Source organism: Streptomyces sp. R-74717 (assembly GCF_047305335.1).
In the GTDB taxonomy this organism is placed as follows: domain Bacteria; phylum Actinomycetota; class Actinomycetes; order Streptomycetales; family Streptomycetaceae; genus Streptomyces; species Streptomyces atratus.
On sequence record NZ_CP102361.1, the window covers coordinates 9,447,114 to 9,460,423 of the forward strand.

Consider the following 13,310-nt stretch of genomic DNA (forward strand, 5'->3'; position numbering starts at 1 on the left):
ACTCACACCCAGTCATTTTCCGGAGCTGCCGCCCGCAGCACCTCGCTCGCGCCCTTGAACACCGGCTCGCCGTGCGGGACGCACAGCGCTTCCACCTCCAGCGAGGCCAGCCGCCTGAACGAGGCAATAGCCTGCTCCCTGTCCACGTTGAACGGGCCGAGGATCGCCCGGCCCTCCGCCGTGGCGACGATGTCGCCCGGGAACAGCACACCGCTGGAGGAGAGGTGTAGCGCGATGCTTCCCGGGGTGTGTCCGGGCACGTGCAGGACATGAACGGGCTCGCCCCAGTCATCAATGGTGTCTCCGTCGTGCAGTTCCACATCCACCGGCACATGTTGCAGGGGCCGGACGTACGCTTCGGAGAAGCCCGCCACGATCTGCTCGTGAAGCGCGCGTTCCGGGGCGGTGTGTACCGGTTGGGGTTCGGGTGCCGTGCCGCAGATGAACGGAGCGTCCACGGCTCCAGCAAGGACGCGAGCGCCGGTGGCCTCGACGAGATCCGCAGCCGAGCCCATGTGGTCGATGTGGGAGTGAGTGAGCACGATCTGCCGCAGGTCCTGTGAGCGGCCGCCGAGCCGCGTCAGGGCATCGAGGATCGCGGGGGCGGACCCCGGCATGGCGGTGTCGATCAGACCATAACCGTCCGGCAGGCGCACGAAGTAGACGTGGCCGACCGGGAAGGCCAGCTGCCAGATAGCAGGGGTGACCTGGGTGAGTTCCATGATGCGACGCTAGCGTGGGGCTGGCGAGTGTCCAGGTACTTCTGCCGACGGCGAATTGCGCGCAGCGTGAACGAGGCAGCCGGACCCAGCTCGGATCCAGGCCCAACCCGCAGAGAACGGGCGGCGTGAAGGCCACTACGAGGGTCCGAACATGGACGACCCACCGATGGGACGAACGCCCGGTCCGCCGCCCATGAACGCACGCCTATCTGCGCGACCTCTTAAGCAGGTGAGCTTCCAGCGTGCGGTCGGCGACACGGTCCTTCTGCCGCCGCAGGGCGACATGTTCAGCGCCCGCTTCGGGTTCCTGATCACCGCCGGGGCGACCGCCCAGATCGCCCCGGCCCGCGCGGATGAGGCCATGGGGCACCTGACGCTCGCGGTCGAGCCGCAGCCCGTGCCCGCCGCCTGGCCTTCACCTGCCTCTGGCCCCGCCCCGCGTTCGTCGCGCGCTGTCTTGCTGAACAGGAACTACCGCCACGCCCCAGCCATCCCGCATCCCACAGCCGCAGCGGCGTCCGCTCCGGCTCAACGACGTCGCCCAGATGAGCGCGGCGAAGCTGCAGCCTCCTGCTGCAGGCAACCTTCCAGATCGCCTTGGAGGGGCAGGCTCACCCCGACCGGCAAGGAGCCATCCAACAAGGGAGATCAGCCAGGAGGTTGACGTACCCGCTCGGCGTGGCCGTCACGGGTTAAAGAGCCCGTCCCCCTGATTCCTGGTGCCCGGTCGGCCGGTCTCCGTGAAGCGGCAGGCCGCGAAGTGCACGTCGCCCATGTCCTGCTGCAGGATGTCGCTCAGCAGCACATCGCCGTCGAACATGATGGAATGTCCGGAGAGTTGGGGGTCGAGGAGCGTGGCCACGTTGATGACGTTGGCGGCGTTGGTTCCCGGGTTGAGTTCGACGTCATACCCGCCGGCCACGGGCGTGGCCACTGCGGGATTGCCTCTGATGGTGAGCCCGGAGGTAGGAGATGCGGTAGTTCGGTACGCTCCGGCCGCCCGCGACGGTGCGCGAGGCGCTGGCCTGGCGGCCCTGCTCGACGCTGCCGCGCTGCTCGGTGCCCTGCCCCACCTGTCCGCCCAGGTCGTCCGGGACGGTCTGCCCGTGCACCGTGTAGAAGTGCACCCGCGTCCCTCGGGGCACCCGAAAGTAGCCGTCCACTCGCTCCCAGCCACCGTGGCCGCTCAGGACGAGCCCGTCCGTACGGGCCTGGGTCGCGTCGTCGGCGAACCAGTCGTCGTTCGGGTTCTGATGGTTGATCATGGGCCGGTTTCCCGACTCGACCGCGCGCTGGATCGCGGGCTCCCCGCGCAGCGGCACCCCGGGACCGTCCAGCGCGGCACGCTGCAGGCCCTGCGCCGCCTCGCCGAGGAGCACCCCGACGCCTCATGGCACCCCGGACGGGCTGCAGCATCTGCTCTCCCGGAGCCGCTGGGAGGCCGACGAGGTCCGTGACGACCTGCAGGCTTAGGTCGCCGAGCACCTGCCCCGGTGCTGTGCTGCCGGGGCAGGCTGCTGGGTGGGTGTCAGTTCTTCGCAGCGGGGGGACAACGGCTCCCAGCGCTCGGGAGCTTCAGCTCCGTGAGGTAATCGTCAACGGCGTCGCCTGTGCATTCGCTGCGACCGTAGACGCTGTGTCCCGCGCCCTCGTAGGACAGCAGGACAGTCGTCCTGCGGGTCTGCCGGTGCACGTTGGTCGCCCACGCGTAGTTGTTCGCCGGGTCGTGCAGCGAATGCAGCATGAGGATTTTGGGTGCCTCGGTGATGCGCAGACGGTGCTGCGGATTGTTCACCTTGCCCGGCCAGCCGACGCAGCCGGCCACCGCTTCGTGTACGCGTGGTGTGCCGCGCATGTGCGGTGCGGCCCGTAGTTCGGCTTTGCTCAGGCTGGCGAATTCGCGGTAGTCCTTCGGCCGGAATCGCCAGTCCTGGCAGAACACCGCGTGGAACGGTTCCTCGCGCGTCTGCTGCTCCGCTCCCTGCGACGTCTCCGGTTGAGGTTGCTGAGGTTGCCGCCGCTCCTTCGGTCCCTGTGCGTCCAGCTCCGCCACATATATGGCGAGCTCGTCCCAGTCCGGGCCGTAGTACTTCTTGAAGGCCTCACGTGCGACCACGTTCGCGGTGAGAACCTGGTCAGGGCTCTCCGGATCGTGTATCTCCCCTCGGTCCGCCCTGGCGAGCAAGTCGTCCCACACAGCGGTGACGTCACGGCCGTGCAGTGCGCAGGAGCTGGTGGACTCGCACCACTTCACGAACTGGCGGAACGAGTCCTCCGCTGTGGCCGCCGAGGAGACGAGGAACTCCCGGACGCCGAGGCTGTGGTCGATGTTCGCGGTGAGGGCCATGGTCCGGATCCGGTCGCCGTACTGCTCCGCGTACTGCTCGCCGATCAGCGTGCCGTAGGAGTGGCCGAAGTAGTTGATCTTCTTCTCGCCCAGCGCCCTGCGGATCGCGTCCATGTCCCGGACGACGCTCAAGGTGTCGGCGTGGTCGAAGACCGGGCCGCTGTGTCGTCGGCAGTCCCGGCGTAATGTGCGGTTGAACTCGGCGAGTCGATCGAACTCTGCCTGGTTGCGGGGGTATGCCGACGGCCGTTGGTCCCACAGCTTCTGCGAGCACTTCACGGGCTGGCTGCTTCCGACACCCCGCGGGTCGAACCCAACGATGTCGAACTTTTCCTGGACCTCCGCGCTGAAGTGGGACTTGGCACGCCGTACGGCGAAGTCCGTACCTGAATCGCCGGGCCCACCAGGGTTGACCAGCAGCACGCCGACCCGGCGATCCGGATCGGTCGCCTTGCGACGGGCCACCGCGAGACCGAACCGTTCACCCGACGGGCGTGCCCAGTCGACGGGCAGGCGGAGGGTCCCGCATTCCGCTGCGGCGTCCTGGGGACACGGTTTCCAGTCGATGGCATCCTGTGTCGTCGGACTTCTGCCGGGAGGGCCCGCATCCGCCGCCTCGACGCCCGGCGTCAACGCTCCGGCGAGTACTCCAGTGGCGAGCACTCCGGTGAGCGCCCTGAAGAGTAACTGCATAAAGTTCCTTCCGAGGGGCTTACGAAATGGATCACGGGGGATGCCCCCTGCTCGAACATGACAGCGAGCCAACCGGGGTCACAACCGCGCAGGACGGGAACCAGGGAAGGCCCCGGGACCTGGTCAGGGTTCTTCTCAGAGGGGCGCCTCAGGGGTTGCCCCCGGATCCCTGAGTCTTCCCCGGACTTGGTGCGCTCCGCCAAGGGCCGGGCGGTGTCGATCCGACGATCCTGACGCCACAGCATGGCGTTCGGGTCGACGGCGCCGTCCGATCGCGTTGGCGGGTGCGCGTTTCCGGACTGAGGCCCCACCACGGGTCGAGTCAGTGCGTGCTCAAGCGGATCCAGGGGCAACGGCCGAGAGTATGACGTGCACACGTCTTGACGGGTGGTCGCTACCGCACGCACCGTTGCTGGGCCGATCTTTCCCAGGGGGGTACATGAACAGCAAGGTGCTCGGCGCGTGCACGGTCCTGGCCCTCTTGGCTGTGGTGGGCGCCTCGCCGGCGCCTGCCTCCTCCGAGCCGCGTCCGGGGCCGACGCGTGCACTGCCGCTGGGCGCCCTCGGCTTGACCGAGACCCGCAGCACGCGGACGCTGCAGCCCGGTGTCACCCTCACGCGGATCGTGCGCGGTGCCGACGCCCCGGCGCTTGCTTGGACGGTCGAGGTTGCCATACCCGGCGGTGCCACCTCGCCGGACCCCGACGCGCCGCCGACGGCGCTGAAGGACCGGGCGAGCGCCGACGAGCTGACTGCCGACGTGCAGGGGGACGGCTTCGACGCCCGGGTCGAGGAAGTTACGACTCCGGCCGTCGCCGACTACGCCGGTGGAACGCTCGGGTGGCGGGTCCGGGTCGGGCAGTTCGACTCGCAGTCCGCCGCGACGGCCGAGCTCACCCGGCTGAGAGGGGCCGGGTACACCGGGTCCGCCGTATACACCGGCTGGGACGGCAACCCCGCGGACCGTGGCCCGTGGCGGATCGACGTGCTCACCATCGATCCGGACCGGTTCCGCGGCGGGCTCAAGGCGTCGTACGGTCCCGATCTGGAGAACCGCGAGAAGACCAGCGAGCTGGCGGCCGCGGCCGGCGCGACCGCAGCGGTCAACGCCGGGTTCTTCGTCCTCGACCCGCGAGCCGGAGCACCGGGCGATCCGGCCGGCGTCGGTGTCTACGACGGCCGGCTGCTGAGCGAGCCGGTGAACGGGCGCCCCGGCCTGGTGATGCGCGATTCCGGCCGGCACAGCAGGGTCGCCCGGCTCACCTGGAAGGGGCGGGTCGTCGGCCGGGACGCGTCGCAACCCCTGGACGGTATCGACCGCGTACCGGGCTTGATCAGGAACTGCGGCGGCACCGCCGACGACACTCCGACCTCGCTGCCCCTGCACGACGTGACCTGCACCGACCGCGACGAGCTCATCGCCTTCACGCCTGAATACGGTCAGCAGACGCCGCGGGGCGACGGCCTCGAGGCCGTACTGGATACCCGCGGACTGGTCCTGGAGCTGCGCTCACCACGCGGCGGACCGCTGCCGGCCGGCGGCAGCTCCGTGCAGGCGACCGGCACCCGCGTCGCCGAGCTGGCCGCCCTGGCGCAGGTCGGCCGGCCCCTGCGCGTCGAGAGGACGTTGCGGGACGGCAGCGGTCGCAAGGTCTCCCCGTCCCGGGCGACCAGCATCCTCAACGGCGGTCCCGAACTGGTCCGCGACGGACGCCTGCACGTCACGCCTGCGACCGACGGGATGGTGCAGCCCGGCAACGCGAGCTTCTACTACGGCTGGGTGCACAAGCGCAATCCACGCACGCTGGCCGGGGTGGACGCCGCCGGCAGAACGGTACTGGTCACGGCCGACGGACGCAGCACGGACGCGCTCGGGCTGAGCATCCCCGAGAGCGCCGCCGTGGCCAGGGCACTCGGCCTGCGCGACGCGGTCAATCTTGACGGCGGCGGGTCGACCACCATGGTGGTCGACGGTGAAGTGATCAACGACCCGTCCGACGCGGCCGGTGAACGCCCCGTCGGGGACGCACTGTTGATCCTGCCCGACCGGGGCTGACCCGGCCCGGTCCGAGAACACCCGAACCACCGACCGCCAGGAGCCGCCATGACCGCCATCCCGATCCGCCGAGCCCGCCTCCTGCTCGTCCTTGCCGTGCTGCTGCTCACCCTGGCGTCGACCCCGCCGGCCACCGCGTCGACAGTGTCACCCGCCGGGGTAGCGGGCGGGTTCGGGCCCTCGTCCCGGGGTGCCGAGGTCGTCGCGGTCACCCAGGTCGCCGACCGGCAGGTCGACCTGTCGGTCCGTTCACCGGCCCTCGGCGGCCGGACGGTGAACGTGCGTCTGCTCACGCCCGACGGCTGGAACCCGGGCGACCGGAGCCGGCACTGGCCGACCCTCTGGCTGCTGCACGGCTGCTGCGGGGACTACACGTCGTGGACCAGCCGGACCGACGTCGCGCGGACCGACAGCCTGCGCGACGTCCTCGTGGTCATGCCGGAGGCCGGCTGGAACGGCTGGTACAGCGACTGGTGGAACTACGGCCAGGGCAGTGACCCGGCATGGGAGACCTTCCACACCAAGGAACTGCGCCTCCTCCTTGAGCACGACTGGGGGGCGAGCCGGAACCGCGTCGTGGCGGGACTTTCGATGGGTGGTCAGGGAGCCCTGATGTATGCCGCCCGGCACCCCGGGATGTTCAAGGCGGCCGCGGCGTACTCCGGCTCTGTGCACCCGTTGCTCAACGACGAGTCGGTCAACCGCATCATGGGGTTCTTCGCCGGGCAGGGCACCGACCCGCTGAGGGTCTGGGGCGACCCGGTTGCGCAACGTGACATCTGGGCCGCCCACGACCCGTTCCACCTGGCCAAGCGCCTCAGGCCGATCCCCGTCCACCTGTCCTGCGGTGACGGCACCACCGGCCCCTTGGACCCGCCGGGCACCACGAGCGCGCTCGAGGCGGACTTCAACAGGCAGAACCATGCCCTTGCGAGCGAGCTCGAACGCCAGGGCGCGAAGCACGTGACCACCCACTTCTACGGACCGGGGACCCACGGCTGGGCGTACTGGCAGCGTGAGTTGCACTCCTCGCTGCCGATGCTGCTCCACGCCTTGCGGGCCGACGGCTGAACGGCCGTGTGCCGAGATCAGCCGCCCGGGCATCCCCGCCGCGCCATGGCCGGCCGTGTATGGGACGAGCCCCCGGCCGGGCAAGGGAGATCGTGGGACCGTCACCGGTTGCGGCGATCTCGTCTGCATGCTGTGCCAGTTCCACCACCGGCTCGGTCCGGGTGTCCCGCCCCCGAAACCGCCCATCGCCCCGCGTCCGCTGTAAAGATTCAGTCCATGAACGACAGCACCCCTGCCCAGAGGGCCCGCGAGCTGCTCACCCAGGCATCCCAGCACCCGGTTGCCAGTCCTCAGCGCGACGCACTGGTGGCCGAAGCAGCCGTGTGGGCACGGCTGGAGCATGCAGCCGTCATGGAGCGTCACACGGCCGCAGCGGTCGACATCGAGTCCGCCCTGGCCTCTTTCGCCGACCCCGTGCAGAAACTCGGCAGCGAGCTCGGCAACCTGACCGAGCACATCAAGCTCAGCCAGAAGTGAGCGAGCACGTGGAGGAGGGCAGCGCGGTGGGCATGTGCTGCGATGACGGTGAGGCGCTGGGGCAGGCCGCGCGGCGGGCTGCCCTTCGAAACCGCTGAACGCCGACTCGCGGAAGGCTCCGTCCTTGCGCTGGGCACCGACGGCCTCCTCCAGGCACCGGACCCGGAGCCGACGCAGGGCCAGATCAGCTGCCCCGTAGCATGGCCGGCCCCGCACGACCGCTCGAGCAGCTCTGCGATGCCGACCACCCTGCTGTCCGGGCCCCGATCCGGTGACGCGGCCCTGCTCATTGCCCGCCCCCGCCCTCTGCAGGCAGGACGGGCCGTACGCTGGGAGCTGCCGGTCGACCCCGCGCAGGTCGCCCGCGCCCGTACCCTCACCACCCGTCAGCTTGCTGACCGGGGCCTGAAACCACCCGTGCTCAGCACTGAACTGATGGTCAGTGAGCTGGTCTTCGACAACGCCATCCGGCACGTGCGCGGCCGGCTCTCCCTGAGCCTCATCCGCGCCGAAGTCCTCATCTGCGAGGTCTCCGACGGCAGTCTCAGCGCTTCGCACCTGCGCCGCGCGCATCAGCGACGAGGGCGGCCGCGGGGGTGACCCGGCTCATCTCCCGTTGGAGCGCCACTCCGACTACGACGGCAAGCCCATCAGGGCCGAGCGACCACTTGCTCCTGTCGGAGATCCTTTCGGAGCACCGGTCCCGGCGATGTGAGAGCCGGAGCGATCGGGTTAGTCTGTCCGTCGCACCGGACACGGGGTGCCCCATCCGAGGGCTGAGATCACACCCGTCGAACCTGAACCAGTTCGTACTGGCGGAGGGATGTCTTCCATGCCTTTGGCGCATGTATCCGGCGGGCTGCCCGCCGACGGCCGGCAGACCGCCTTCGACGGACGGATGCCGACGGCCCCCGGCGACCTCCGTGTCGAAGCGCACGGTATAGAGCCGGTCCCCGAGAGCAACCGCTACGGCGGTCCCGGGCGCCTGTTCACCGTATGGTTCGCTCCCAATCTGACCATGACCGGCGTGTTCACCGGCACCGTCGGCATCGCCCTCGGCCTGGACTTCGCAGCGGCGCTCACCGCCGTCGTATTGGGCACCGTCCTCGGCGCGATACCCACCGCCTACCTGGGCACCTGGGGGAGCCAGACCGGTGCCGGGCAGCTGTCGCTGGCCCGGCTCGCCTTCGGCCGCGGCGTGGCGGTGCCCGGCATCCTGCAGTGGCTGTCCTCGGTCGCCTGGGACGCGCTGATCGGGCTGTTCGGCGGGGACGCGCTTGCGCGGCTGTGCGGCTGGCCGTTCTGGCTCGGTGTCCTGGTCATGCTGGTGGCCCAGGGAGCCCTCGGCGTGCTGGGCTACGAGGCCATCCACCGGCTTCAGATCGTCATGACCTTCGTGCTCGCTGCCGCGTTCGTGCTGATCGCCTGGCGGCTGCTCGACGGTGTCCACCCCGCCGGCACCGGGACCGCGCACGGGGCCGACCAGGTCGGCGCGTCCGTCCTGACCAGCACCATCGCGCTGAGTCTGACCCTGTCCTGGGCTCCGTACGCCAGCGACTTCAGCCGCTACCTGCCGCGCACCACCTCGCGCCCACGCATGTTCTGGTGCACGCTGCTCGGCCTTGTGGGGTCCTTCGTCGCCGTCCAGACACTCGGCCTGTGGGGTGCCTCGGTGCTGACCGACCAGACCGCCGCGGGCGTGGACGAGCTGCTGGGCGCGTTCGGGCTGCTCGCCGTGGCGCTGGCGGCCCTCAGCAGCAACGCCATGAACGATGTGCGGCCCGCGGCCGGAGGCGTCACCGCCGTGCAGATCCAGGAGAAGCACGCCGCCGGGAGGGAGTTCCTGCGGACGGTCCTGGAGGTGGCTGCCGTCGTCCCCGAACGGGTGGCGCTGATCACCAACGACCGGGTGGACGTGTTCCTGGCGGCCCGGGCAGCCGGGGCGCGCGTCACCGGGGTCCACGTCGGCCGGTCGGATCTGCCGCCGGCCGCGGTACGCGAACTGATCGGTGAGCACGCGGTCCTGGGCCTGAGCGCCGCCACCCCCGACGAACTGCGCGCCGCCGCCGAGGACCCGGCACGCGTCCACCACATCGGCATCGGCGCGCTGCACGTGACCCGGACCAAGGCGGATGCCCCGGCCGCACTCGGCCATGACGGTTTCGCCCGCCTCGCCCGGCTCAGCGATTTGCCGGCCGTGGCCATCGGCGGCGTCACTCCGGCCGACCTGCCACGCCTGCGGGATGCCGGGGCGGCGGGTGCCGCCGCCGTCTCCGGTATCTGCGCCGCCGAGGATCCCCGAGCAGCGGCCCGGGCCTACGCCCGGGCATGGACCCGCAACCGAGAGGAGAGCCACGCATGACCGCGCCGCCCCGCGTGCTGACGATCGCCGGATCCGACTCCGGCGGAGGAGCCGGAATCCAGGCCGACCTGAAGACCATGCTGGCGCTCGGCGCCCACGGCATGAGCGTGCTCACGGCTGTCACGGCACAGAACTCCCTGGGCGTGCAGGGTGCATGGGACCTCCCCGTGGAGGCGGTGCGCGCGCAGTACCGCAGTGTCGTGGACGACATCGGTGTCCAGGCGGTCAAGACGGGGATGCTCTCCTCGCCCGAGCTGGTCACGGTGGTCGCCGGGCTGTTGTCGGACGTGGCGGCCCCGGTCGTCGTGGACCCGGTGAGTGTGTCCAAGCACGGCGACAAGCTGCTGGCCGACGACGCGCTGGATGCCGTACGGACCACGCTGCTGCCGGTCGCGACGGTGGCCACGCCGAATCTCGACGAGGTCGCGCAGCTCACCGGCATCACGGCGACGGACGAAGCAGGCATGCGCCGCGCCGCCACGCGGCTGCTCACGTACGGGCCCCGCTGGGTGGTGGTGAAGGGCGGCCACCTGCCGGGCGAGGCGGCGGACCTGCTGACGGACGGCGAGGAGGAGCACTGGCTGCGCGCCCCGCGGTACGACAACCGGCATACCCACGGCACGGGCTGCACGCTCGCCTCGGCCATCGCGGTGGGCCTGGCGCAGGGCCATCCCGTACCGGATGCAGTACGCCGGGCCAAGGACTACGTCACTGCGGCGATCGCGGCGGGGTTCGCGCTGGGGGCCGGCATCGGGCCGGTGGACCACGGCTGGCGGATCCGCGCGCACACCTGACGCCGGTCGATGAGTCCCGCACCGCCGTGCCGCCACACGGGCCCCGCCGGGCGGTGCCTGTGTGGAGATGGGCCCGGATTCCTCGTCAGAAGGCCAGGAACCGCCCGACCCATGGGTCAGAACCACTCGGCCCGGCTATCGGCCGCGGTGCGGTCCAGGCTGTCGATCAGGTCGAACTGCGGTCCCGTTCGCGGGAGTTCCACGCGGAAGAAGTACCGGGTCGCCTGCCGCTTGCCTTTGTGGAAGTCGTCCGCATGGTCCTTGAGCGCGAGGAACTGCTCCAGCCAGATCCAGGCCAGCACCACATGGCCGACGGCTTCCAGGTAGACAGAGGCGTTGGCCAGGGCCGTTGCCGGGTCCCCGGTCGCCCACAGCCTGGCCGTGGTCCGCTCGACGCGGGCCGTGACCTGCTCCAACCGGTCGGCCAGCGTGGCCGCCTCGCCGCCGGCCGCCGTGGCCCGGGCGATGGTTGCCGCGATGGTCTCCAGCAGCAACCGCAGCCCTGCGCCGCCGTCCATGACGACCTTGCGGCCGAGCAGGTCCAGTCCATGGATGCCGTGAGTGCCCTCGTGGATGGGATTGAGGCGGTTGTCCCGGTAGAACTGCTCGACGTTGTACTCGCGGGTGTAGCCGTAGCCGCCGTGCACCTGGATGGCGAGGTCATTGGCGGCCAGACACCACTGGGAGGGCCAGCTCTTGGCGATGGGGGTCAGGACGTCCAGCAGCAGCCGGGCGCGGGCGCGCTCGGGCTCCTGCTCGGCGGTGCGCTCCTCGTCGAGCAGGCGGCTGCAGTAGAGGCTGAGCGCAAGGGCGCCCTCCACATAGCTCTTCTGAGCCAGCAGCATCCTGCGCACGTCGGCGTGCTCGATGATGGGGACCTGCGGGGCGTTCGCGTCCTTGCCCGTCAGCGGGCGGCCCTGCGGGCGGGTGCGGGCGTAGTCGACGGCGTGGAGATAGCCGGTGTAGCCGAGCGCCGTGGATCCGAGTCCGACGCCGATGCGAGCCTCGTTCATCATGTGGAACATGTACGCGAGCCCGCGGTGGGGTTCGCCCACCAGGTAGCCCACCGCGCCCGGGGCGCCGCCCGGGGTGTACCGGCCCTCACCGAAGTTGAGCAGAGTGTTGGTGGTGCCTCGGTAGCCCATCTTGTGGTTGAGGCCGGCGAGGACCACGTCGTTGCGCTCGCCCGGTCTGCCGTCCGGCTCGACCAGGAACTTGGGTACGATGAACAGCGAGATGCCCTTCACGCCCGCCGGCCCGCCGGGGATCCTGGCCAGCAACAGGTGGACGATGTTCTCGCTGAGTTCGTGGTCACCGCCGGAAATCCACATCTTGGTGCCAGTGATCCGGTACGTACCGTCGGCCTCCGGCACCGCCCGGGTGGTGATGTCGGCCAGCGAGGAGCCGGCCTGCGGCTCCGAGAGGCACATGGTGCCGAAGAACCGGCCCTCGACCATGGGCCGCACATAGGTGTCGACCTGCTCCTCGCTGCCGTGCGCCAGGAGCAGGTTGGCATTGCCGATGGTGAGGAACGGATACGCGGCGGTGCCGACGTTGGCGGCCTGGAACCACGCCGTGCAGGCGTTGGCGACCACGGTGGGCAGTTGCTGTCCACCGACCTCGTAGTCCATGGCGGCGCCGGTCAGTCCTGCCTCGGCGAAGACCTGCAGGGCCGCCTTGACTTCCGGGATGATGTGCACCCGCTCGCCGTCGAAGCGGGGCTCCTCGGCGTCGTTCTTCTTGTTGTGCGAGGCGAAGTGCCGGATCGCGATGGACTCGCTGAGGTCCAGCACCGCGTCGAAGGTGTCGCGGTCGTGGTCGGCGTAGCGAGGGCGCCGGGTCAGGGACGTGACGTCCAGCCAGTCGTGGAGAAGGAAGTCCAGGTCGCGGCGGGAAAGCAGCAGGGAGTCCATGGTCGTGAATCCGATCGGGAAGGGCGGGGGCGGATGAGGTCGGCGGTTCAGACGGTGGTGCCGATGCCGCCGTCAACGGGGATCACTGCGCCGGTGACATACGCTCCGGCTCGGCTGGACAGACAGACCGCCACGCCGGCCATGTCGTCAGGGCGTCCGATCCGGCGCCGGCCACGGCGTCACCGTGAGCATCGAGCGTGGCGGCCATCATCTTGGACTCGAAGGAGCCCGGGGTGATCGCGCCGGCGTTGTCGACCAGGATGTGGAGCCGTTCCTCCCGTTCGGCGATCTCCGCGGCGAGCCGGTGGCACTCCCCGGCCTGTGGCAGGTCCGCGGGCAGGGCGATCGCCTTGCCGAGTGCGGAAAGCTCCCGTACGGCCTCCTCGCATGCCGCAGCGTTGCGTGAGCTGAGGTCACGGTGACTCCAGGGTGCGGTGATCGGGCAGACACGGACTCCGAGAGACTAAGCGGTTGCTTAGATCGCGTCAAACGTTCCCGACAGCTCGTCGGACCAGCCGTGGCATCGCACGACCAGAGCCGGTACCGCTACCGGCACCACGCAGCCGTCGCTTTCTACGACGGCATCAACAGGAACCCGACGGTGGACCACGTCGCGGTCACGTGCCGGGCCGACCACGCCTGCCTCGCTGCCCTGACCCGACGCTGCCCGGGGCGCTGCGACGGCACCGCCCGGTCACGCCCGGCGCCGGCCAGCCGCTCCCGCAGCGCGTTGTCCGCGAGCAGTTGTTCCACCGTCCTTGTCAGTTCCCCGTCCGTGAAACGGTAGGTGTCCAGCCGGATGCCGAAGACCAGCCCGTCCATCCGCTGCGCGTTGCCGTGCTGGTCCCAGAACTGGCAGTAGCACCTTCGGCCTG

General features: G+C 70.2%; 13 protein-coding genes, 1 pseudogene and 1 riboswitch. Of the genes and pseudogenes, 6 read left to right on the top strand and 8 right to left on the bottom strand.

The features are described 5' to 3' along the window. Positions 1-2: 2 nt before the first annotated feature. From NRF20_RS42685 to NRF20_RS42700, 4 genes are all read right to left on the bottom strand, one after another. Positions 3-722: an MBL fold metallo-hydrolase gene (locus tag NRF20_RS42685; RefSeq protein WP_398633494.1), complete on the bottom strand. Its 720-nt coding sequence runs from the start codon at positions 720-722 to the stop codon at positions 3-5. A 685-nt stretch (positions 723-1,407) separates the two neighbouring features. Then, entirely contained in the window at positions 1,408-1,656 is a 249-nt protein-coding gene (locus NRF20_RS42690) for a hypothetical protein (protein ID WP_398633495.1), read from the bottom strand. Continuing rightward, positions 1,628-2,101 carry a putative adhesin gene (locus NRF20_RS42695; RefSeq protein WP_398633496.1) on the bottom strand — a complete coding sequence of 158 codons (474 nt, stop codon included), beginning with the start codon at positions 2,099-2,101 and terminating at the stop codon, positions 1,628-1,630. Before NRF20_RS42695 ends, NRF20_RS42690 begins: the two co-directional genes overlap by 29 nt. A 149-nt stretch (positions 2,102-2,250) precedes the next feature. Then, positions 2,251-3,762: an alpha/beta fold hydrolase gene (locus tag NRF20_RS42700; protein ID WP_398633497.1), complete on the bottom strand. Its 1,512-nt coding sequence runs from the start codon at positions 3,760-3,762 to the stop codon at positions 2,251-2,253. A 439-nt stretch (positions 3,763-4,201) separates the two neighbouring features. On the opposite strand from NRF20_RS42700, the gene NRF20_RS42705 reads away from it, so the two are divergent. The 6 genes from NRF20_RS42705 to thiD all read left to right on the top strand — a co-directional run bounded on the left by NRF20_RS42705 (position 4,202) and on the right by thiD (position 10,522). Next, positions 4,202-5,818 carry a phosphodiester glycosidase family protein gene (locus NRF20_RS42705; protein WP_398633498.1) on the top strand — a complete coding sequence of 539 codons (1,617 nt, stop codon included), beginning with the start codon at positions 4,202-4,204 and terminating at the stop codon, positions 5,816-5,818. Positions 5,819-5,866: 48 nt separating this feature from the next. Further along, positions 5,867-6,889: an alpha/beta hydrolase gene (locus NRF20_RS42710; RefSeq protein WP_398633499.1), complete on the top strand. Its 1,023-nt coding sequence runs from the start codon at positions 5,867-5,869 to the stop codon at positions 6,887-6,889. A gap of 216 nt (positions 6,890-7,105) precedes the next feature. Beyond that, on the top strand, positions 7,106-7,366 hold the full coding sequence (locus tag NRF20_RS42715) for a hypothetical protein (protein ID WP_398633500.1): 261 nt from the start codon (positions 7,106-7,108) through the stop codon (positions 7,364-7,366). Positions 7,367-7,408: 42 nt separating this feature from the next. Beyond that, positions 7,409-7,966, top strand: a complete 558-nt coding sequence (locus NRF20_RS42720; RefSeq protein ID WP_398633501.1) for a hypothetical protein — start codon at positions 7,409-7,411, stop codon at positions 7,964-7,966. A 146-nt stretch (positions 7,967-8,112) separates the two neighbouring features. Then, positions 8,113-8,207: riboswitch (TPP riboswitch) on the top strand. Next, entirely contained in the window at positions 8,199-9,728 is a 1,530-nt protein-coding gene (locus NRF20_RS42725) for a thiamine phosphate synthase (RefSeq protein ID WP_398633502.1), read from the top strand. Its footprint overlaps the riboswitch before it by 9 nt. Beyond that, complete coding sequence (gene thiD / locus NRF20_RS42730; protein ID WP_398633503.1) at positions 9,725-10,522, top strand: bifunctional hydroxymethylpyrimidine kinase/phosphomethylpyrimidine kinase; 798 nt, start codon at positions 9,725-9,727, stop codon at positions 10,520-10,522. Before NRF20_RS42725 ends, thiD begins: the two co-directional genes overlap by 4 nt. Positions 10,523-10,638: 116 nt before the next feature. On the opposite strand, the gene NRF20_RS42735 is transcribed toward thiD, so the two are convergent. The 4 genes and pseudogenes from NRF20_RS42735 to NRF20_RS42750 form a co-directional block, all read right to left on the bottom strand. Next, positions 10,639-12,435: an acyl-CoA dehydrogenase gene (locus tag NRF20_RS42735; protein WP_398633504.1), complete on the bottom strand. Its 1,797-nt coding sequence runs from the start codon at positions 12,433-12,435 to the stop codon at positions 10,639-10,641. A 47-nt stretch (positions 12,436-12,482) separates the two neighbouring features. Next, positions 12,483-12,578 (bottom strand): hypothetical protein, encoded by a 96-nt coding sequence (locus NRF20_RS42740; RefSeq protein WP_398633505.1) that lies wholly within the window; start codon positions 12,576-12,578, stop codon positions 12,483-12,485. A gap of 131 nt (positions 12,579-12,709) precedes the next feature. Next, positions 12,710-12,874: pseudogene (locus NRF20_RS42745) on the bottom strand (hypothetical protein); the annotation flags it as partial. 134 nt (positions 12,875-13,008) lie between these two features. Next, complete coding sequence (locus NRF20_RS42750; protein WP_398633506.1) at positions 13,009-13,257, bottom strand: hypothetical protein; 249 nt, start codon at positions 13,255-13,257, stop codon at positions 13,009-13,011. Positions 13,258-13,310 lie beyond the last annotated feature (53 nt).

Bases quoted from the DNA above. Each gene is read 5' to 3' on its own strand.
- NRF20_RS42685 (WP_398633494.1), bottom strand. From the start codon at position 722: ATGGAACTCACCCAGGTCACCCCTGCTATCTGGCAGCTGGCCTTCCCG.
- NRF20_RS42700 (WP_398633497.1), bottom strand. From the start codon at position 3,762: ATGCAGTTACTCTTCAGGGCGCTCACCGGAGTGCTCGCCACTGGAGTA.
- NRF20_RS42705 (WP_398633498.1), top strand. From the start codon at position 4,202: ATGAACAGCAAGGTGCTCGGCGCGTGCACGGTCCTGGCCCTCTTGGCT.
- NRF20_RS42710 (WP_398633499.1), top strand. From the start codon at position 5,867: ATGACCGCCATCCCGATCCGCCGAGCCCGCCTCCTGCTCGTCCTTGCC.
- NRF20_RS42715 (WP_398633500.1), top strand. From the start codon at position 7,106: ATGAACGACAGCACCCCTGCCCAGAGGGCCCGCGAGCTGCTCACCCAG.
- NRF20_RS42720 (WP_398633501.1), top strand. From the start codon at position 7,409: ATGACGGTGAGGCGCTGGGGCAGGCCGCGCGGCGGGCTGCCCTTCGAA.
- NRF20_RS42725 (WP_398633502.1), top strand. From the start codon at position 8,199: ATGCCTTTGGCGCATGTATCCGGCGGGCTGCCCGCCGACGGCCGGCAG.
- thiD (WP_398633503.1), top strand. From the start codon at position 9,725: ATGACCGCGCCGCCCCGCGTGCTGACGATCGCCGGATCCGACTCCGGC.
- NRF20_RS42735 (WP_398633504.1), bottom strand. From the start codon at position 12,435: ATGGACTCCCTGCTGCTTTCCCGCCGCGACCTGGACTTCCTTCTCCAC.
- NRF20_RS42740 (WP_398633505.1), bottom strand. From the start codon at position 12,578: ATGGCCGGCGTGGCGGTCTGTCTGTCCAGCCGAGCCGGAGCGTATGTC.
- NRF20_RS42750 (WP_398633506.1), bottom strand. From the start codon at position 13,257: ATGGACGGGCTGGTCTTCGGCATCCGGCTGGACACCTACCGTTTCACG.